This is a genomic window from Streptomyces sp. NPDC048590 (assembly GCF_043199535.1).
In the GTDB taxonomy this organism is placed as follows: Bacteria; Actinomycetota; Actinomycetes; order Streptomycetales; family Streptomycetaceae; genus Streptomyces.
In genome coordinates, this window is sequence record NZ_JBICWC010000011.1 from 19,262 (window position 1) to 38,170 (window position 18,909).

Consider the following 18,909-nt stretch of genomic DNA (forward strand, 5'->3'; position numbering starts at 1 on the left):
CCCCCATGTACGTGTGCAAGGAGCCTAGTGGAGCACGATTCACACGGGGTGTGAACCAAATGCCCGAACCCTCCTGCTGTGCACTCTGCCGCGCCGGACCGCCGCTCGGTTGAATGAGTGCCTCGCAAGAGGCGGCCGGGTCGTCGGCTCCCCCTCGTAAAGTTCGACGACCCGCACCCGCGCCGTCCGCCCTGCCGGCCTGCCCGACACTCCGTGGCAGGGCGGGAGGCGCCGGACCGTACGGCCCACTGCCCCGATGACAGCAGGGTCTGTGTGCGGTCCCCCTGCCGTCCTGCGAGAGCGGAAGGGGCGTATCCGGTGGCCGGATACGCCCCTTCCCGACTCCCGGGGTGACTACGCCCCGCGCAGCACCGCGCCGGTGCGTTCGGCGGCCAGGGCGACCGCGGCGTCACGGGCGGCCGTGGCCTCCTCGACGGTCAGCGTCCGGTCCGGGGCGCGGAACCGCAGCGCGTACGCCAGGGACTTGTTCCCCTCGCCAATCTGCTCGCCGGTGAAGACGTCGAACAGCCTGAGCGACTCGAGGAGTTCCCCGGCGCCTTCACGCAGCGCCTCCTCCACCGTGTCGGCGGCCGTCTCCGTCGACACGACGAGAGCGACGTCCTGGGTCGCCACCGGGAAGGTGGAGATCCGGGGTGCCTGGAGGGCGCCGTCGACAGCCCGCTCCAGGACGTCGAGCTCGACCTCCATGGCGCAGGTGCGCTCCGGCAGGTGGAGGTCCTTGACGACCCGCGGGTGGAGTTCGCCCGCGTGACCGAGGAGGGTCTCCTCGCCGGCGACCGTGACGTACAGCGCGGCGCAGCGGCCGGGGTGCCACGGGGCGTGCCGGTCGGCGCGGACGGTCAGCTCGACGCCCGCCTCACCGGCGATCGTGCGCGCCGCCTCGACGGCGTCCGCCCAGGTGGCGGGGCGCCCCTTGCCCCACCAGCCGGCCTGCTCGCGGGCGCCCGCGAGGACGACCGCGGCGCGGCGCGGCTGGCGCGGCAGCGCGGCGTCCAGTCCGGCGATCTCCTCGTCGGTCGGACGGCGGTCGACGGGCAGGCGCACCGCCTTGGCCTCCTCGCCGGTCGGCCTGAAGACCAGACCGGTCTCGAAGAGCGCCAGGTCGTGGCTGCCGCGGCCGTCGTTGCGCCGCAGTGCGCCGAGGAGACCCGGCAGCAGCGTGGTGCGCAGCGCGGGTTCCTCGTCGGAGAGCGGGTTGACGAGGGTGACCGTGCGGCGGCGGGCGTCGTCCTTCTCCAGGCCGAGCTGGTCGAGGACGGCGTCGCCGATGAACGGGTAGCTCAGCGCCTCGACGTATCCGGCTCCGGCGAGGGCCCGGCCGACCCGGCGGTGCAGCCGCTGGCGGTCGGTGAGCCCGCGGCCGGACGGCGGGGTCGGCAGGGTGGAGGGGAGGTTCTCGTACCCCTCCAGCCGGATGACCTCTTCGGCCAGGTCGTTGGGCTCGGCCAGGTCGGGACGCCAGGAGGGCGCGGTGACGATCAGCTCGTCCTGGCCGTAGACGTCGCAGCCGACCTGCTGGAGGCGGCGTACGACGGTCTCACGGCCGTAGTCGACACCCGCCACCCGGTCGGGGTGGTTCGCCGGCATCGCGATGGTGCGGGGCGCGGACGGGGCGGTGATCTCCGTGACGCCGGCCTCGGCCGTGCCGCCCGCGAGGAGGACCAGCAGGTCCACCGTGCGCTGCGCGGCAGCGGCGGCGGCCTGCGGGTCGACGCCGCGCTCGAAGCGCTTGGACGCCTCCGAGCTGAGCTTGTGGCGTCGCGCGGTCCGGGCGATGGAGATCGCGTCGAAGTGCGCGGCCTCGACGACGACCTCGGTGGTCCCGGTGTCCTCGGCGTGGTCGGCGATCTCCGTGTCGGCGCCGCCCATGACACCGGCGAGGCCGATCGGTCCGCGGTCGTCGGTGATGACCAGGTCCTGGGCGTCCAGGACACGCTTGGCGCCGTCGAGCGTGGTGAGCTTCTCGCCCTGCTGGGCGCGGCGCACCCCGATCGTTCCCTGGACACGGGTGCGGTCGTAGGCGTGGAGCGGCTGGCCGAGCTCGAGCATCACGTAGTTGGTGATGTCGACGGCGAGCGAGACGGTACGCATCCCGGCCTTCTGCAGCCTGCGCTGCATCCAGATCGGGGAGCGTGCCTCGGGCCGCAGACCGGTGACCGTGCGCGCGGTGAAGTTGCCGCATCCGATCGGGTCGGAGACCTTCACCGGGTAGCCGTGCGCATTGGGCGGCGGTACGTCCAGGAGCGCCGGGTCGCGCAGCGGCAGCCCGTACGCGGTGGCGGTCTCACGGGCGACGCCGCGCATGGACAGGCAGTAGCCGCGGTCCGGCGTGACGGCGATGTCGAGGACCTCGTCGACGAGCTCGAGCAGCTCGATCGCGTCGGTGCCGGGCTCGTACTCCGGCGGGAGCACGATGATGCCGTGCGTGCCGTCGTCGCCCATGCCGAGCTCGTCGGTGGAGCAGATCATGCCGTGCGACGTCTTGCCGTACGTCTTGCGCGCGGCGATGGCGAAGTCGCCGGGCAGCACGGCGCCCGGCAGGACCACGACGACCTTGTCGCCGACGGAGAAGTTGCGGGCACCGCAGACGATCTCCTGCGGTTCGCCGGTGCCGTTGGCGGTGCCGACGTCGACGGTGCAGAAGCGGATGGGCTTCTTGAAGCCCTCCAGCTCCTCGATGGTCAGGACCTGTCCGACGACCAGGGGGCCCTTGAGGCCGGCACCGGTCTGCTCGACGGTCTCGACCTCGAGGCCCACGGAGACGAGCTTGGCCTGTACGTCACGGCCGGTCTCCGTCGCCGGCAGGTCGACGTATTCCCGCAGCCAGGAAAGCGGGACGCGCATCAGATCTCCATCCCGAACGGCCGGGTGAACCGGACGTCACCCTCGACCATGTCTCGCATGTCCTCTACGTTGTGGCGGAACATCAGCATCCGCTCGATGCCGAACCCGAAGGCGAATCCGCTGTACTTCTCGGGGTCCACACCGCAGGCGACGAGCACCTTCGGGTTGACCATGCCGCAGCCGCCGAGCTCGATCCAGCCCTCGCTGCCGCAGGTGCGGCAGGGGCGGTCCGGGTTGCCGACGGACTCGCCGCGGCAGACGTAGCAGACCATGTCCATCTCGGCGGACGGCTCGGTGAAGGGGAAGAAGTTCGGCCGCAGCCGGGTCTTCATGTCCGGGCCGAAGAGCGCCTGGACCATGTGGTCGAGGGTGCCCTTGAGGTCCGCCATGGTGAGACCCTCGTCGACGGCGAGCAGCTCGATCTGGTGGAAGACCGGGGTGTGCGTGGCGTCGAGCTCGTCGGTGCGGTAGACCCGGCCCGGGCACACCACGTAGACGGGGGGCTTGCGGCTGAGCAGCGAGCGCGCCTGGACGGGCGAGGTGTGCGTACGCAGCACGACACCGGACTCGTCGTTCTTCGCACCGTCGGCGCCCTGGACGAAGAAGGTGTCCTGCATCTGCCGGGCCGGGTGGTCGGGCACGAAGTTCAGGGCGTCGAAGTTGAACCACTCGGCCTCGGCCTCGGGGCCCTCGGCGATCTCGTAGCCCATGGCCACGAAGACGTCGGCGACGCGCTCCATGATGGTCGTGAGCGGGTGGCGCGCGCCGGCCGGGGTGCGGTCGTAGGGCAGCGTGACGTCCACGGCCTCCTCGACGAGCACACGGGCGTCACGCTCGGCCTCCAGCTCGGCCTGGCGGGCGGCCAGCGCCTTGGAGACGGCGCCGCGGGCCTGGCCCACGCGCTTGCCGGCCTCGGCCTTGGCCTGGGGCGGCAGGGCGCCGATCTCCCGGTTGGCGAGCGAGAGGGGCGAGGTACCACCGGTGTGCGCGGTCTTCGCCTGGGCGAGCGCGTCGAGGTCGCCGGCGGCGGCGAAGGCGGCGAACGCCTCGTCCCGCATGCGCTCGATCTCTTCCGGTTTCAGTGCCTCGACCTCGACTGGGTCGTACGACTTGTTCGGTGCCGACATCTCTTCCCGTGCTTCCGATTGGCTGGTGGCGACCCTGGTTCGACGACTGAGGACGCAAAGGTGCCAAAAGTCGAGTCTACGGGCCGTCGGGGGGCGAAGGAGCCCGCGGGCCGCTCAGGCCCGCCCGTCTCCCGCCGCCACCCCTGTTGGTTCGGTGTGCGAAACCCCTTATGTCAGATAGCCCGGCGCGCTCACGGGCAGAATAAATCGGAACTCCGCGCCGCCGCCGGGCGCGCGGTCGACCGTGATCGTGCCGCCGTGGGCCTCGACGATGCCCTTGACGATGTAGAGGCCCAGCCCGGTGCCGCCGCGCTTGCTTCCCCGCCAGAACCGGGTGAAGACACGGCTCATCGACTCCTCGGGGATGCCAGGGCCTTCGTCGCTCACGGTGACCGCCGTTCCGCTCTCGTCGATCTTCCCCGGCGCGGGCGCGGGGGCGATCTCAATGGTGACGGTTCCCTCCCCGTGGCGCACCGCGTTTTCGAGGAGGTTGCCCAGGACCTGGTCGACCTTGTCCGGGTCGGCCCAGAGCGCCGGCAGCGGCTGCCTGGTGTGTACGAGGAAACGGTCCGGCGTCTGACCGGTCGCGATCAGGGCCTGGACGTGCCGTTCCACGGCGGCGGAGATGTCCACCGGCTGACGGCGCAGCTCCAGCCGGCCGGAGTCGATGCGGGAGATGTCGAGGAGTTCGGCGATGAGCCGGGTGACCCGGTTGGCGTCGGCGTCGACGGTCTCCAGCATCAGCCTCTTCTGGTCGTCGGTGAAGCGCTCCCACTTGGCCAGCAGGGTGGCGGTGAAGCCTTTCACCGAGGTCAGCGGGGAGCGCAGCTCGTGGGCGACGGTGGCGATCAGCTCGGCGTGGCTGAGCTCCGTGCGCCGCCGCGCCTCGGTGCCGCGCAGCGAGACGACGAGCCTGCGGACCGGGCCCGTGGGGGTCTCGCGCACGTAGCGCGCGGAGACGAGGACCTCGCGGCCGCCGGGGAGCAGCAGATTGCGTTCGGGCTGGCCCACCCGGATGGAGAGGCCTCCGTAGGGGTCGGTCAGGTCCCACCAGCGCCGGCCTTTGAGGTCCTCCAGGGGCAGTGCCTGGCTCAGCGGGGTCCCCAGTACGGCCGCCGCGGGGGTGGCGGTGATCCGGGTCGCCGCCGCGTTGAAGCAGACGACCGTGCCGGTCTCGTCGGCGACGACGAGGCCGTCGGGCAGGTCGTCGGGGGCGATGTCCGTGACGGTGTCCCCGGCGGGCCGGACCGTGCCGTTCTCGCCGGGGAGGGCGCGCACGGCGGCCAGGTGTGTCGCTCGCGGCCCGCTCATGCCGACAGCCATCTTTCCCGTACCCCACCTCTCGAACCGGTGCAGTGGGCCCCAGAGTTGGTCACCCTACTAGGCGTCGGCGACGGTGCGACACCCTCAGGGCGGGCCGCGGCCCCGTGTGGCCCGTATCGATCGGTGGGGGCGGAGGTGGTCAGGCGCGGGCGGCCCGCGGGCGCTGGGCCCGGGCGGAGGCGTAGAGGCAGACCGCGGCGGCGGTGGCGAGGTTGAGGCTCTCGGCCTTGCCGTGGATCGGGACGCGGACGACGGCGTCGGCGAGCGCCCTGGTCTCCTCGGGCAGGCCCCATGCCTCGTTGCCGAACACCCAGGCGGTGGGCCCGCCCATGGTGCCCGCGTCGAGCTCGTCGTCGAGGTCGTCCTGGCCCGCCCCGTCGGCGGCCAGGATGCGCACCCCGGCGTCCCGCAGTCCGCGTACGGCCTGTTCGACGGGGACGCCCACCGCCACCGGTAGGTGGAAGAGCGAGCCGACGGAGGCCCGGACCGACTTGGGGTTGTAGAGGTCCACGGAGGCGTCGGTGAGCACGACCGCGTCCGCGCCGGCGGCGTCCGCGCAGCGCAGGACGGTGCCCGCGTTCCCCGGGTCGCGCACATGGGCCAGGACGGCGACGAGCGTGGGCTTCGCCGCGAGGATGTCCTCGAAGGGCGAGTCGAGGAAGCGGCAGACGCCGATGAGCCCCTGAGGGGTGACGGTCTGCGAGACGTCGGCGAGTACGTCGGCGTCCGCGAGGTGCACCCGCGCGCCCGCGGCCCGGGCGGCACCGATGATGTCGGCGTACCGGTCGGCGGCCTCGACGGTGGCGAAGAGCTCGGTCAGCGTGGGCTCGCCGTCGCCGCCCCGGTGGGCGGCGGCCTCCCGCACGGCCTGCGGCCCCTCGGCGATGAATCTGCGCTCCTTGCCGCGGAAGTTGCGCCTGGCCAGTCGGCGTGCGGCGGCGATTCGCGGCGATCGGGCGGAGATCAGTTCGGGGGTGCCCATGGTCGGCGGCGAGCCTCTCTGCGTAAGTCGGCTTCTCTGCGTACGTTTGTCCGCGTACGGCTGATGGCGTACGTGGCACGGGGTGCGACGCACCGGACCCGCAGACGGCACACGCCTGCGGGTCCGGTTAAGAACGCTGGAAGTGCTGCCTGGATCAGGCGGCCTTCGGGGCGTTGACGTCGCTCGGGAGGGCCTTCTGGGCAACCTCGACGAGGGCGGCGAACGCGTTGGCGTCGTTGACCGCGAGCTCGGCCAGGATCTTGCGGTCCACCTCGATGTTGGCGGCCTTCAGACCCTGGATGAGGCGGTTGTACGTCATGCCGTTCTGGCGGGCGGCCGCGTTGATGCGCTGGATCCAGAGCTGACGGAAGTCGCCCTTGCGCTTCTTGCGGTCGTTGTAGTTGTAGACCAGGGAGTGGGTGACCTGCTCCTTGGCCTTGCGGTACAGGCGCGAACGCTGACCGCGGTAACCGCTGGCGGCCTCGAGGATCGCCCGGCGCTTCTTGTGGGCGTTTACCGCCCGCTTGACGCGTGCCACTTTTAACTCCTTGCAGCGGGGTCAGGTGGTCGTAGTTCTGACTCACCCGACCCGGAAACGAATGGGTCCCGGTCGGATCGAGGTCGCGTCCCCGGCTTCAGCCGGGGACCGCGCCTCACTTGCCGAGAAGCTTCTTGATCTTCTTGGCGTCGGCCGGAGCCGCGACGACCGTGCCGGTCAGCGAGCGGGTCTTCTTGGACGACTTGTGCTCGAGCAGGTGGCGCTTGCCGGCCCTCTCGCGCAGCACCTTGCCGGAGCCGGTGATCTTGAACCGCTTGCTGGCACCGCTGTGCGTCTTGTTCTTCGGCATCGCGCCGTTATCTCCTCGTCAGTGGCGCCCCTCTCGGTGCGGGCACCGGACTGCAGGGGCGTCAGATTGGGTGGCTTCCGGGGGACCCGGGGGCGCCTGGGTGGCTGCCCCCGGAGGTCACGCCTCGGAAGGTGTGTCGGCCGGAGCCTCGGCCGCTGCGGCCGGAGCCTCAGCGGTGTCACCCTCGGACTCGGCGTCAGAGGTGCTCCCCTGGCGTCCGGCCTTACGGGCGGCCTGGGCCTCACGGGCTTCGGCCATGGCTTCGGTCTTCTTCTTGTGCGGGCCCAGAACCATGATCATGTTCCGGCCGTCCTGCTTCGGGTTGGACTCGATGAAGCCGAGTTCCTCCACGTCCGAAGCGAGACGCTGGAGCAGTCGGAAGCCCAGCTCGGGACGGGACTGCTCACGACCGCGGAACATGATCGTGATCTTGACCTTGTCCCCCTGCTTGAGGAACCGGACGACGTGACCCTTCTTGGTGTCGTAGTCGTGCGGGTCGATCTTCGGCCGGAGCTTCATCTCCTTGATGACCGTGTGCGCCTGGTTCTTGCGCGCCTCACGGGCCTTCATGGCCGACTCGTACTTGAACTTCCCGTAGTCCATGAGCTTGCACACAGGGGGACGGGCTGTCGCCGCCACCTCGACCAGGTCGAGGTCGTACTCCTGTGCGAGCTCCAGGGCCTTGGCAAGCGGAACAATCCCGACCTGCTCGCCGCTGGGACCGACAAGTCGCACCTCGGGAACGCGAATCCGGTCGTTGATGCGGGGCTCGGCGCTGATGGATCCTCCTCGGTAGCACCACGTGACCGCCTGGCGGACAGCCACGTAACGTCTTCTCATGAGACCAACCGAGCCGGGAAAAACACAAAAGCCCCGGACGGGACACAGGCGGGGCTCCTGGAACTACCGGAACACCGCAGCGTCAACCGCGGGGCGCTATCGGGCGGCCCCATCGTCCGTACGGAACGATGGCTGCCGCCTGACCGGTGACCCGCCGTCCGTGAGGACGGTCAGGTGGGAGATCGGAGCCTCCACTTGTGGGCCGAGCACATAGGTGTCCGGCCGGTCGTTACACAAGGTTAGCAGCCCGCCCGCGCGTTCGCTAATCCCCTGTCCTCCGCGCTCCCGCGGGAAGGGCGCGCACGGCCTGGCCTTATCGTGTGAGGCATGAGCGACTCGACCACTCCCAGCACCGAGAACCCCGGCTTCGACGACATGGCCCGCGACATCGCGGAGGTTCCCGCGGTCGAGGTGATCGTGACCGTCGCCGTCAACCTGATGAGCGCGGCGGCCGTGAAGCTCGGCCTGACCGAGGAGGGCGACCAGCACAAGGACCTCGACGAGGCCCGCAAGCTGGTGCAGGCACTGGCCGGACTGCTCGACGCGAGCGCCACCGAGATCAGCACGTTCCATGCCTCGCCCCTGCGCGACGGCCTGAAGTCGCTCCAGCTCGCCTTCCGCGAGGCGTCGCTCGTACCGGACGAGCCGGGTCACGGCCCGGGCGAGAAGTACACCGGTCCCGTCTACGGCTGAGTCCACGCCCGTACTGCCTGCCGACGAGCCCGCCGCCCCTGAGGGGCGGCGGGCTCGTGTGCGTCAGCGGCTGAAGAGCGCGGGGCCGGGGGCCCGCGCGTCGGCGGGCAGGAGTGCCAGGTCGATGCCGCGTACGAGCCGTGCGCGGAGCACCTCGCTGGCGGAGAGCGCGTCCGCCACCCGCCGGGCGGCTTCGGCGGCAACCGCGTCCGGGGCGAGGACCAGGGCGAGGGTGCCGTCGGCACGGCCCGGTCCGAGATGGGCCCGGATCACCGCGGGTTCGGCCTCGGCCGCCTCACGTACCGCCCGGACCACCGCCGGGTCGTCGAGCGGATCGGCGCTCGCCCGGTTCTCGGCGAGGGCCAGCAGGGCCGGCCCGGTCAGCTCGAAGGGCACCGGCCCCGCCAGATCGAGCACCACCGTGTCCGCCTTCTCGTGGGCGGCGGCTTGCAGGGCCTGGTGCAGCGGTACGGCGACGGGCCGCGCCTGCGGGTCCCACAGGGCCAGCGAAGCGGTGGAGGTGAAGGCGGGCAAGGCGCGCCGGTCGCCGGCCTGCAGGGTCGGTACCGCCATGTCGCTGGTCTTCTCGCGGCGCAGACCCTTCTCGTCCTCCTCGACCTCGCCGAGGACGGCGACGACCGGCACGAGGAGCCGTGCGTCCCGGAGGGCGGCGAGGACCGGGCCGACCGCCGTCCGGTCCGCCGACCAGGCCGCGAGAGCCGCGGTCAGAGCGGGTGAGGCCGTGCCGTCGTCGTCGGAGAAACCAGGGTCCGGAATGTTCTTGAGCGCCACACCACGAGCCTAGTGGGTCACGGCTCTCACCTCGGCGACAGGTCGGGCACAGCCTGCTGCCAGGTGGGCTGCCTAGCGTCCGGCCCATGTCCCGCCACCGATCGCGCAGGCGCGCGCTGCCCGCACTCCTGACCACCGCCGTGCTGCTGTCCGGTTCGGCCGCGGGAGGTGCGTATCTGGTGGGTCGCTCGCCGGACGGCACGTCCGCGGCCGTGGCCGCCGTATCGTCCGCGTCGAGCCCGCCCGCCGCGGCGGTACCGAGCGAGGAGCCCGAGGTGGATCTCGACGCGGAGCTGGCCGGATCGCTGGCGACCCTGGCCGACGGCGCGGACGTGTCGGTGGCCGTACTGGACACCGGCAGCGGGGCGCGCGCCGTGTACGGGGACGACACGTACGACACCGCCAGCATCGTCAAGGTGGACATCCTGGCGGCGCTGCTGCTGCGCGCGCAGGACGAGGACAGGGAGCTGAACGGCGCTGAGCACGCGTACGCGGAGGCCATGATCCGGCGCAGCGACAACGCCTCGGCGACCGCGCTGCTCAGGGCGGTCGGCGGGGAGGAGGGGCTCGACGCGGCGAACGAACGTCTGGGCCTGACCGGGACGACGGCCGCCCACGCGTGGGGGCTGACGCAGACCACGGCCGCCGACCAGGTGCGGCTGCTCGAGGCGGTGGACGGCACCGACTCACCGCTGTCGAAGGACTCTCGGGCCTATCTCACGGAGCTGATGGGCGAGGTGGAGGAGGACCAGCGGTGGGGGGTGTCCGCGGCGGGCACCGGCGCCGTGCTGAAGAACGGCTGGATGCCGCGGACGACGACGGGGCTCTGGGACATCAACAGCATCGGCCGTGTGGAGCGCGGCGGGCACACCTTGCTGGTCGCGGTGCTGTCGCGCGGGCACGCGACGAAGGAGGCCGGTGTCGCCCTGGTCGAGTCCGTCGCGGAGGCGGCCGCCCGGGTGGCGGTGGGGGCGGAGGGACGTTAGGCCGTCCCCCTGAGCCCGCCGGATACGCGCCTACGAGGGCGGGACGGCGAAGAGGCGGGGCCGCTCAGCGTGGAGGGCCGGCGGGCCACCCGGTGGCGCCGCCGAATCCCCTGGCCTGGTTCCCGGTGCCGGGAGTCCGGCGTCGCCACAGCACGACGGCCAGGGCGAGGAGCACCGCCCCGAGTCCTCCCGCCGCGGGAGCGAGCCAGTCGGCAGGGCCGTCGTCGCCCTGCCGGGCGGTGGGGCCGGGGCCGAAGTACTCCTTGCGGTAACCGGCCTCGGCCGAGCGGGCGTTCAGCCCTTCCGGTTCGAGCTTCGCCCCCGCCTTGATCGCTGCGGCCGGGTCGACGAGGCCGTACCCCCTGGCGTCGTCGCGGCCTCCCTCGGGGGCGTCGCGGGCGGTGTCGGCGAGCAGGGTCTTGATCTGGGCCGGCGAGAGCCCGGGGTGGGCGGCACGCACCAGGGCGACCGCCCCGGAGACGAAGGCGGAAGCGGCGGACGTGCCCCACTCGATGTAGTAGTGCCGGTCGGGGTTGGCCACGACGATGTCGACGCCGGGCGCGCTGACGGTGGCGTACCACCGCCGGGTGGAGAAGGAGGCGTGTGTGCCGTACTTGTCGACGGCGGCCGCGGCGATCACTCCCGGGTAGGCGGCGGGGTAGGAGACCCGGTCGCCCTTCTCCCCGCCGTTGCCGGCCGAGGCCACGACCGAGACGCCCTTGGAGAGCGCGTACTGCACGGCGGCGTCCTCTCCGGGTTCCGGGTGGGCGGACTCGCTGTCGTCGCCGAGGGAGAGGTTGATGACGTCCGCGCCCTGGTCGGTGGCCCAGCGGATCCCGTCGGCGAGTGCGGTGCCGCGTGATGCCCGGGCCTTGGCGCGTGCGGGGTCGCCGGACTCGAGGATCACCCGTACGGGAAGGATCTCGGCCTCCGGGGCCACGCCGAGCACCCCGTCGGCACGGCCCGGTCCGCTGCCCCGGCCCGCGATGATGCCAGCCATCGCGGTGCCGTGCAGGGCCCAGGAGCGGTCGCCGCGTCCGGCGCCGAATCCGATGAGGTCCTTGCCGGGCAGCACCTGGCCGGACAGGTCGGGGTGCCGGCCGTCGACCCCGGTGTCCAGGACCGCGACGGTGATGCCCTTGCCCTTGGTGGTCTGCCAGGCCGTGCTCGTGTGGAGGGCGTCCAGGGCCCACTGCTGGTCGCGGATGGCGTCCGCCTGGGCGGGGAAGGCGGGCAGCAGGGCGAAGGCGGTGGCCGTGGTCAGGGCGGCGAGCGCCCGGAGCCGGCGGGGAGGGGTCATTCCGGCTTCTCCGCGAGTTCTGTGGCGGTCCTGCGCAGGGCCCGTTCCACCCGGTCGGCGACGCCCTTCGCCTCGTGGCCGAGTCCTGCCTGGGCGACGGCCGTCGTCGCCCCGTCCGACATGGCTTCGGCGGCGGGCTGCGGCTCGGCGACCGTACGGCCGTCGGCGAAGCCGGAGACGGAGAAGACGACCACGGGCACCTCGGCCAGGACGTGCACGGTCCAGCTGGCACGCTGCCGGTCGCCGAAGGCGCCCGCGGCGGTGCCGGCCACCGGGTAGGTACGGGGCATCAGGTCCGAGCGGTCGGCGAGGTGCTGGGTCGTGAACCGGGTGCCGAGTGCCTTCATCGCCTCGGCGTCCGCCTCGGTGAAGACCATGCCGACCGTGGTGACGTTGCTGCGGGTCGCGTCGGTGTAGGTGGCACGGACCAGGCGTTCGCAGCCGACCGGGCCGAGCGCCTTGAGCAGGAGCGGGTCGAGGCCTGCGGCGCATCCGCCGTCGGGTGCGACGGCGATCCGGGTCCAGACCCGGTCGGTGGCGCCGGGCCCCGCCCCGTCGCCCTTGAGGGTGGGCGGGAAGAGGTCGTCGACGGGCACGCTGTGCCAGGCCGAGCGGCTCAGGGTGTACGCGCCGGTGTCGCCGCTCTCCGCGGCGGAGTCGCCGGTGAGCCAGCTCCCGGTGATCGCACCGCCGATCAGTCCGAGGCCCAGCACCGCGCACACGGCCGCCGACACGGTCCGCGCGGGGCTCCGTGCCGGGACCGGGCGGAGCCGGGTGGTGGTCTCCGCGGGCGTCTCCGGATACGGAGGGTGGTAGGTGCCCGGCCGGGCGGGGGCGGCGCCGGGGCGCGGCGTGAGGTCCACCGCGCCGACGGGCCTGCGCCGGGTCGCCGTGGGCGGCGGGACCTGGGGCGCGGGCGGAGCCGGGGGAAGGGGCGGCGCCGGGGGGACGGGACGCAGCCGGGCGGTCGTCTCCACGGGCGGCGCCGACGGGGGGACCTGGGGCGCGGGCGGGACCGCGGGTCGGGGGATCGCGGGCGCGGGAGGGGTTCCGGGGACGGGAGGGTGCGTCTCGGCGCGTGGGGCGGGCGGCGTGTGGTGGCCACCGGGCGCGGGCGCCTCGGGGGCGGGCCCCGGCAGGGGGTTCGCGGGCCCCGGCGGGGCTGCCGGGCGGGGTGGCACAGGAGCGCGCCGCGCTTCGGTACTCATCCGTCCCCCCTGGTCCACGTCCCCGTACCGCCTGCGGACCGCGGCTCGCACGGGTCCCGCCGGTCGATCGTGTCCCGTCACTCTACGGGGTGGTCGGCACCCGCCGGGAACGGGAAGGGAGGGGGCCGGGCGATCTGCACCTAACATCCCCCTACCCAGTGGTAGGGCCGTCTGGCAAGCTGCCGCCATGACTGTCCGCGCCGCTGACCGGAGCCGCTACGACCGGGCCACCGCCCATCTCGACGCCCCCGTGGCCGTCGTCGACCTGGACGCCTTCGACGCCAACGCGGAGGATCTGGTGCGCCGGGCCGGCGGCAAGCCGATCCGGGTGGCCAGCAAATCCGTGCGCTGCCGGGCCCTGCTGGAGCGGGTGCTGGCCAGGCCCGGTTTCGCCGGGATCATGTCGTTCACCCTGGCGGAGTCGCTGTGGCTGGCCCGCGCGGGCTTCGACGACGTGCTTCTGGCGTATCCGTCGGCCGACCGGTCCGCGTACGCGGAGCTGGCAGCGGATCCCAAGCTGGCCGCTGCCGTGACGGTGATGGTCGATGACCAGGCCCAGCTGGATCTGATCGACGCGGCGCGCGCCGGTGGTGGCGAGGAGATCCGGGTCTGTCTGGAGCTGGACACGTCGCTGCGGATGCTTGGCGGCCGGGTCAGGATCGGCGCGCTGCGATCCCCGCTCCGCACCCCGGACCAACTGGCGGAGCTGGCGCGGTCGGTGGACCGCCGGCCCGGCTTCCGCCTGGTGGGGCTGATGGCGTACGAGGGCCATGTGGCCGGTGTGGGCGATTCGGTGGCGGGCCGGCCACTGCGTTCACGGGCCGTCCGGCTGATGCAGGCGGCGGCGCGCAGGGAACTGGCCGTCCGGCGGGCCGAGGTCGTGCGGGCGGTCCGCGCGGTGGCGCCCGGCCTGGAGTTCGTGAACGGGGGCGGCACGGGCAGCGTCCAGCACACGGCCGCCGAGGCGGCGGTGACCGAGATCGCGGCGGGGTCGGGGCTCTACGCGCCGAGGCTGTTCGACAACTACACGTCGTTCACGGCCCGTCCGGCCGCACTGTTCGCCCAGCCGGTGGTGCGCAGGCCCGGGGTGGGCGTGGTGACGGTGCTGGGGGGCGGCTACCCGGCCTCCGGCGCCGCCGGCACGGACCGGCTGCCGGTGCCGTATCTGCCCGAAGGGCTGCGCTACGACCCGCAGGAGGGACCGGGCGAGGTCCAGACCCCTCTCCTGGGGACCGCGGCGGACGATCTGCTGATCGGTGACAAGGTGTGGTTCCGCCACGCCAAGGCCGGGGAGCTGTGCGAGCGGTTCGACGAACTTCGCCTGATCGAGGGCGACCGGATCACCGCGACCGTGCCGACGTACCGGGGTGAGGGGCTCACCTTCCTCTGAGCGGACCGGTGGACCGGCGCCTCACGGTGCCACGGTGCTCCCGACGCCGCCGTCGGTGGCGTCACCGATCGGACGGATGCCCCGGGTGAGCGAGTCCATGAGGGAGAGCGGCAGTTCGTCGCGGTCCGCGTCGAAGGCGAAGCGCACGATGACCGGTGTCTCGCTGCCGAGCGGGGACGGGAAGACGAGCGACTGCACATAGCCGCCGGGGCCCTTGCCGGTGGTGATCTGCTTGCGCACCAGGTAGCCGGTGCGTCCCGCCACGGTCACGGACCTGGAGGCCAGTTCCTTCTCGGACCGGATGCCCCCGTGGATGAGGTCGCCCGCGATGTCCTTCCCGTAGGCGCGGTCGGCGGCGGTCTCGACGTCCTGCTCTGCGATCGGCTTCATCTCCGTGAGGTCCGTGCCGCTCGCGGTCCGCACGGTGACCGTGCCGTGGTAGCAGAAGTCGCCGGAGTCGCCGGGGCAGGAGTAGGAGACGGCCGTACGCATGGTGGTGGCGTCGTCGAGGGTGTGCTCGGGCTTCTCCCAGCCGTCCGGGACGGGAATGGTCACCCCGTTGAGCTGGTCGACGAGCACCGCCGGATCCTCCTGACCGCCCGTGGTGGGCGACGGAGCCGCCGTGGACGCGGTGGGTGCGGCCGGGGCGCTACTGCCGGCGGCGGGGCCGGCCCGCCCGACGCCGCCCTCGTCGTCGCCCAGCACCAGGATGCCGGTGACCGCCGCGGCGGCGACCGCCAGGCCGGCCGCCGCGAGGGCCGCGATGCGGGTGGTGCGGCCGCCGTCCCGCACGGGGTGCCGGCCGGTGGGCGCGACGGGCAGCGGCCGGGTGGCGGCGGCCGTCCTGGTGTGGCCGGTCCAGGCCGCGCCGTCCCACCACCGCTCGGTGCCGGGCACGTTCACGTCCGGGTACCAGCCGGGCGGTGTCGTGTGCATGGCCCCACTGTAGGGCGGTCCCGTGGGGATTCCTCAGCCGAGCGGGGTCACGTACGCCCCCGAGATTCCGCCGTCGACGAGGAAGTCGGTGGCGTTGACGAAGGAGGAGTCGTCGCTCGCGAGGAAGGCGACGGCCGCCGCGATCTCCGTCGCCTCGGCGAACCTGCCGAGGGGGATGTGCACGAGCCTGCGCGCCGCGCGCTCCGGGTCCTTGGCGAACAGTTCCTGGAGCAGCGGGGTGTTGACCGGCCCGGGGCAGAGCGCGTTGACCCGGATGCCCTCCCGGGCGAACTGCACCCCGAGTTCACGGGACAGGGCGAGGACACCGCCCTTGGACGCGGTGTACGAGATCTGGGAGGTGGCGGCGCCCATCCTGGCGACGAAGGACGCGGTGTTGATGATCGAGCCGCGCTTCTGGCGCCGCATGTAGGGGAGTGCGGCCTTGCAGCAGAGGTAGACGGAGGTGAGGTTGACGTCCTGGACGCGTTTCCACGCCTCCAGCCCGGTGGTGAGGATGGAGTCGTCCTCGGGCGGTGAGATGCCGGCGTTGTTGAAGGCGATGTCGACGGAGCCGTACGTCTCGTGCGCCGCGGCGAACAGTGCGTCCACCTGGCCCGGGTCGGTCACGTCGACGCGTACGAAGGTGCCGTCCACCTCCTCCGCGGCGGCCCGTCCCGCGCTCTCGTCGATGTCGCCGCAGACGACGTGGGCGCCCTCCGAGGCGAGTCTGCGGGCGGTGGCGAGGCCGATTCCGCTGCCCGCGCCGGTGATGACGGCGGTGCGGCCGGTCAGACGGCGGCAGACGCCGCCGGTGTCGGTGCTCATGTGTGCTCAGGCCTCCGTGGCGATGAAGACGTTCTTGGTTTCGGTGAACGCCGCGAGGGCGTCGGGGCCCAGTTCGCGGCCGAGTCCGGACTGCTTGTAGCCGCCGAACGGAGTCCAGTAGCGGACCGCGGAATGGGAGTTGACGGAGAGGTTCCCCGCCCGGACGGCCTGGGAGACCCGCAGCGCGCGGCCGACGTCCCGCGTCCAGAGGGAGCCCGCGAGCCCGTAGGCGGTGGCGTTGGCGAGGCGTACGGCGTCCGCCTCGTCCTCGAAGGGCAGCACCACGGCGACCGGGCCGAACACCTCCTCGGTGGCGACCGGGGAGTCGGGGGCCGTCCCGGTGAGGACGGTCGGGGGGAACCAGAAGCCGGGGCCGCTGGGCGCGGTGCCCCGGATGCCGTCCGCCGCCTCGGGTACGAGCGCGCGGACGCGTTCCAGCTGGGCCCGGGAGATGAGCGGCCCCATCTGGGTCTTCTCGTCCTCGGGGTCACCCACGACGACGGAGGAGACGGCCGGGAGGAGCAGTTCCAGGAACCGTTCGTAGACGGTGCGCTGGACCAGGATGCGGGAGCGGGCGCAGCAGTCCTGGCCGGCGTTGTCGAGGAAGGACATCGGCGCCGACGCCGCGGCGGCTTCGAGGTCGGCGTCCGCGAAGACGATGTTGGGGCTCTTGCCGCCGAGTTCGAGGGTCAGCCGCTTCATCCGGCCGGCGCACCTCGCCATGATCTGCTTCCCGACGCGGGTGGAACCGGTGAAGACGATCTTGGCGACGCCCGGGTGTTCGACCAGCGCGTTGCCGGCCACGTCACCGGCGCCCGGGAGCACTTGGAAGAGGTGTTCGGGGAGGCCGGCGTCGAGGGCGAGCCTGGCCAGTTCCAGTGCGGTGAGCGGGGTGGTCTCGGCCGGCTTGAGCAGCACGGCGTTCCCCGCCGCGAGAGCGGGGGCTGCGCCCCAGGCGGCGATGGGCATGGGGAAGTTCCACGGAGCGATCACCCCGACGACGCCGATCGGTTCGAGGAAGGTGAGGTCGACACCGCCCGGGACGGGGATCTGGCGTCCGGTCAGTCTCTCCACTCCCCCGGCCGCGTAGTCCAGGAGGTCACGGACGTTTGCGGCCTCCCATCGGGCGTTGCCGAGGGTGTGGCCGGCTTCGGTGACCTCCAGGCGGGCCAGCCGCTCCGCGTTCTCGTCCACGAGGACGGCGAAGCGGCGCAGCAGCCTGGCACGGTCGGCCGGGGCAAGGGCTGCCCAGGTCCGCTGGGCGGCGGTGGCGCGGGCGACGGCGCCGTCCACCTCCGCGGCGGTGGTGGCGTGGACGACGGCTACGAGTTCTTCCGTCGCCGGGTTGAGGACGCGGTGTTCGGTGGTCACGTTCTGCCTCACAGGCGTTCGAAGGAGCGGCGGAGCTCCCAGTCGGTCACCGCGGCGTCGAAGGCCTCCAGTTCGACGCGCGCCATGTTGCGGTAGTGCGCGACCACGTCGTCGCCGAAGGCCTCGCGGGCATGTCCGCTGCCCTCCCACAGGGCGGCGGCCTCGCGCAGGGTGGTGGGGACCTGTTCGTACCCGGCGGTGTACGCGTTCCCCTCGCAGGCGTCGGGGAGTTCGAGTTCGTTCTCGATGCCGTGGATCCCGGCGGCGACCATGCCGGCGACGGCGAGGTACGGGTTGACGTCCCCGCCGGGGAGCCTGTTCTCGAAGCGCGTCGAGCGGCCGTGTCCGACGACCCGGAGGGCGCAGGTGCGGTTGTCGTGGCCCCAGGCGACGGCGGTCGGGGCGAAGGAGCCGGGCTGGAAGCGCTTGTAGGAGTTGATGTTCGGGGCGTACAGCAGGGAGAAGTCACGCAGGGCGGCGAGTTGTCCGGCGAGGAAGTGGCGCATCAGCGGGGACATGGTGCCGCCCTCGCCGGCCATGACGGCGTGTCCGTCGGTGTCCTGGAGGGAGAGGTGGATGTGACAGGAGTTGCCCTCCCGCTCGTTGAACTTGGCCATGAAGGTGAGGGAGACACCTTCCTGGGCGGCGATCTCCTTGGCGCCGGTCTTGTAGACGGCGTGCTGGTCGCAGGTGACGAGCGCCTCGTCGTAGCGGAAGACGATCTCGTGCTGGCCGGGGTTGCACTCCCCCTTGGCGGACTCGACGGTGAGCCCGGCGGCGGCCATCTCGTTGCGGATGCGCCGCAGCAGCGGTTCGATCCTTCCGGTGCCGAGGACGGAGTAGTCGATGTTGTACTGGTTGGCCGGGGTGAGGCCGCGGTAGTTGGCGTCCCAGGCCTGCTCGTAGGTGTCCTTGAAGACGATGAACTCCAGCTCGGTTCCCACATGGGCGGTCAGGCCGTGGGCGGCCAGCCGCTCCAGCTGCCGCCGGAGGATCTGCCGGGGCGCGGCGGCGACGGGTGTGCCGTCCTCCCAGGCGAGGTCGGCCATGACGAGGGCGGTCCCCTCGTGCCAGGGGACACGCCGCAGGGTGGCGAGGTCGGGGCGCATCGCGAAGTCGCCGTAGCCGTTGGACCAGGAGGACATGGCGAACCCGTCGACGGTGTTCATGTCCGTGTCGACGGCGAGCAGGTAGTTGCAGCCCTCCGTGCCGTGTTCCAGTACCTCGTCGAGGAAGAAGGACGCCGCGAACCGTTTGCCCTGGAGCCGGCCCTGCATGTCGGGGAAGGCGAGGACGACGGTGTCGATCTCACCGCGCTCCACGAGCAGGCGCAGCTCGTCGGTAGCGAGCGGGGATGTGCGGTCTGCCACGGGATGCTCCTCGATCGGTCAGCCGGAAGGCTTAAGGTATGGGAGAAAACCAT

General features: G+C 72.4%; 17 protein-coding genes. 3 read left to right on the top strand and 14 right to left on the bottom strand.

Features of this window, described 5'->3' with window-relative positions; translation table 11 throughout:
- Positions 1 to 354: 354 nt before the first annotated feature.
- From pheT to infC, 7 genes are all read right to left on the bottom strand, one after another.
- Positions 355 to 2,865 (bottom strand): phenylalanine--tRNA ligase subunit beta, encoded by a 2,511-nt coding sequence (gene pheT, locus ACGFNN_RS28605; protein WP_393560177.1) that lies wholly within the window; start codon positions 2,863 to 2,865, stop codon positions 355 to 357.
- Complete coding sequence (gene pheS / locus ACGFNN_RS28610; RefSeq protein ID WP_393560181.1) at positions 2,865 to 3,992, bottom strand: phenylalanine--tRNA ligase subunit alpha; 1,128 nt, start codon at positions 3,990 to 3,992, stop codon at positions 2,865 to 2,867. The genes pheT and pheS overlap by 1 nt, the downstream gene beginning before the upstream one ends.
- Positions 3,993 to 4,160: 168 nt before the next feature.
- Positions 4,161 to 5,315, bottom strand: a complete 1,155-nt coding sequence (locus tag ACGFNN_RS28615) for an ATP-binding protein (RefSeq protein ID WP_393560183.1) — start codon at positions 5,313 to 5,315, stop codon at positions 4,161 to 4,163.
- A 139-nt stretch (positions 5,316 to 5,454) separates the two neighbouring features.
- Positions 5,455 to 6,297 (bottom strand): RNA methyltransferase, encoded by an 843-nt coding sequence (locus tag ACGFNN_RS28620; RefSeq protein ID WP_362551984.1) that lies wholly within the window; start codon positions 6,295 to 6,297, stop codon positions 5,455 to 5,457.
- Between the two features lie 154 nt (positions 6,298 to 6,451).
- Positions 6,452 to 6,835 (bottom strand): 50S ribosomal protein L20, encoded by a 384-nt coding sequence (rplT, locus tag ACGFNN_RS28625; protein WP_003970214.1) that lies wholly within the window; start codon positions 6,833 to 6,835, stop codon positions 6,452 to 6,454.
- Between the two features lie 115 nt (positions 6,836 to 6,950).
- Entirely contained in the window at positions 6,951 to 7,145 is a 195-nt protein-coding gene (rpmI, locus tag ACGFNN_RS28630; RefSeq protein WP_030191890.1) for a 50S ribosomal protein L35, read from the bottom strand.
- A gap of 117 nt (positions 7,146 to 7,262) precedes the next feature.
- The gene (gene infC, locus ACGFNN_RS28635; RefSeq protein ID WP_393560186.1) at positions 7,263 to 7,985 is read right to left on the bottom strand and encodes a translation initiation factor IF-3; all 723 of its coding nucleotides are present in this window, start codon (positions 7,983 to 7,985) and stop codon (positions 7,263 to 7,265) included.
- Between the two features lie 327 nt (positions 7,986 to 8,312).
- Between infC and ACGFNN_RS28640 the strand changes: the two genes are divergently transcribed.
- Positions 8,313 to 8,678, top strand: coding sequence for a DUF1844 domain-containing protein (locus ACGFNN_RS28640; protein ID WP_362551990.1), 366 nt, complete (start codon positions 8,313 to 8,315; stop codon positions 8,676 to 8,678).
- A 63-nt stretch (positions 8,679 to 8,741) separates the two neighbouring features.
- On the opposite strand, the gene ACGFNN_RS28645 is transcribed toward ACGFNN_RS28640, so the two are convergent.
- On the bottom strand, positions 8,742 to 9,470 hold the full coding sequence (locus ACGFNN_RS28645) for an SseB family protein (RefSeq protein WP_393560188.1): 729 nt from the start codon (positions 9,468 to 9,470) through the stop codon (positions 8,742 to 8,744).
- An 86-nt stretch (positions 9,471 to 9,556) separates the two neighbouring features.
- Here ACGFNN_RS28645 and ACGFNN_RS28650 point away from each other — a divergent pair, with 86 nt between their 5' ends.
- Entirely contained in the window at positions 9,557 to 10,456 is a 900-nt protein-coding gene (locus ACGFNN_RS28650) for a serine hydrolase (RefSeq protein WP_393560189.1), read from the top strand.
- A gap of 64 nt (positions 10,457 to 10,520) precedes the next feature.
- Here the strand turns inward: ACGFNN_RS28650 and mycP are convergent, their stop codons facing one another.
- Positions 10,521 to 11,756: a type VII secretion-associated serine protease mycosin gene (gene mycP / locus ACGFNN_RS28655; protein ID WP_393560191.1), complete on the bottom strand. Its 1,236-nt coding sequence runs from the start codon at positions 11,754 to 11,756 to the stop codon at positions 10,521 to 10,523.
- Entirely contained in the window at positions 11,753 to 12,619 is an 867-nt protein-coding gene (locus ACGFNN_RS28660) for a hypothetical protein (protein WP_393560501.1), read from the bottom strand. Before ACGFNN_RS28660 ends, mycP begins: the two co-directional genes overlap by 4 nt.
- Before the next feature lie 532 nt (positions 12,620 to 13,151).
- Between ACGFNN_RS28660 and ACGFNN_RS28665 the strand changes: the two genes are divergently transcribed.
- The gene (locus ACGFNN_RS28665) at positions 13,152 to 14,354 is read left to right on the top strand and encodes an amino acid deaminase/aldolase (RefSeq protein ID WP_393560193.1); all 1,203 of its coding nucleotides are present in this window, start codon (positions 13,152 to 13,154) and stop codon (positions 14,352 to 14,354) included.
- Positions 14,355 to 14,375: 21 nt separating this feature from the next.
- On the opposite strand, the gene ACGFNN_RS28670 is transcribed toward ACGFNN_RS28665, so the two are convergent.
- From ACGFNN_RS28670 to ACGFNN_RS28685, 4 genes are read right to left on the bottom strand one after another with little or no spacing between them, the layout of a single operon-like run.
- Positions 14,376 to 15,290: a DUF2510 domain-containing protein gene (locus tag ACGFNN_RS28670; protein WP_393560195.1), complete on the bottom strand. Its 915-nt coding sequence runs from the start codon at positions 15,288 to 15,290 to the stop codon at positions 14,376 to 14,378.
- Between the two features lie 33 nt (positions 15,291 to 15,323).
- Entirely contained in the window at positions 15,324 to 16,115 is a 792-nt protein-coding gene (locus ACGFNN_RS28675) for a 3-oxoacyl-ACP reductase (protein WP_393560197.1), read from the bottom strand.
- Positions 16,116 to 16,121: 6 nt separating this feature from the next.
- Positions 16,122 to 17,486, bottom strand: coding sequence for an aldehyde dehydrogenase family protein (locus ACGFNN_RS28680; protein WP_393560199.1), 1,365 nt, complete (start codon positions 17,484 to 17,486; stop codon positions 16,122 to 16,124).
- 8 nt (positions 17,487 to 17,494) lie between these two features.
- Positions 17,495 to 18,856: a glutamine synthetase family protein gene (locus ACGFNN_RS28685; RefSeq protein ID WP_393560201.1), complete on the bottom strand. Its 1,362-nt coding sequence runs from the start codon at positions 18,854 to 18,856 to the stop codon at positions 17,495 to 17,497.
- Positions 18,857 to 18,909: the final 53 nt, after the last annotated feature.

Excerpts from the sequence above, each read along its gene's own strand:
- ACGFNN_RS28650 (WP_393560189.1), top strand. The coding sequence starts at position 9,557 with ATGTCCCGCCACCGATCGCGCAGGCGCGCGCTGCCCGCACTCCTGACC.
- pheS (WP_393560181.1), bottom strand. The coding sequence starts at position 3,992 with ATGTCGGCACCGAACAAGTCGTACGACCCAGTCGAGGTCGAGGCACTG.
- ACGFNN_RS28615 (WP_393560183.1), bottom strand. The coding sequence starts at position 5,315 with ATGGCTGTCGGCATGAGCGGGCCGCGAGCGACACACCTGGCCGCCGTG.
- ACGFNN_RS28665 (WP_393560193.1), top strand. The coding sequence starts at position 13,152 with ATGACTGTCCGCGCCGCTGACCGGAGCCGCTACGACCGGGCCACCGCC.
- mycP (WP_393560191.1), bottom strand. The coding sequence starts at position 11,756 with ATGACCCCTCCCCGCCGGCTCCGGGCGCTCGCCGCCCTGACCACGGCC.
- infC (WP_393560186.1), bottom strand. The coding sequence starts at position 7,985 with ATGAGAAGACGTTACGTGGCTGTCCGCCAGGCGGTCACGTGGTGCTAC.
- rpmI (WP_030191890.1), bottom strand. The coding sequence starts at position 7,145 with ATGCCGAAGAACAAGACGCACAGCGGTGCCAGCAAGCGGTTCAAGATC.
- ACGFNN_RS28670 (WP_393560195.1), bottom strand. The coding sequence starts at position 15,290 with ATGCACACGACACCGCCCGGCTGGTACCCGGACGTGAACGTGCCCGGC.
- ACGFNN_RS28640 (WP_362551990.1), top strand. The coding sequence starts at position 8,313 with ATGAGCGACTCGACCACTCCCAGCACCGAGAACCCCGGCTTCGACGAC.
- pheT (WP_393560177.1), bottom strand. The coding sequence starts at position 2,865 with ATGCGCGTCCCGCTTTCCTGGCTGCGGGAATACGTCGACCTGCCGGCG.
- ACGFNN_RS28620 (WP_362551984.1), bottom strand. The coding sequence starts at position 6,297 with ATGGGCACCCCCGAACTGATCTCCGCCCGATCGCCGCGAATCGCCGCC.
- ACGFNN_RS28675 (WP_393560197.1), bottom strand. The coding sequence starts at position 16,115 with ATGAGCACCGACACCGGCGGCGTCTGCCGCCGTCTGACCGGCCGCACC.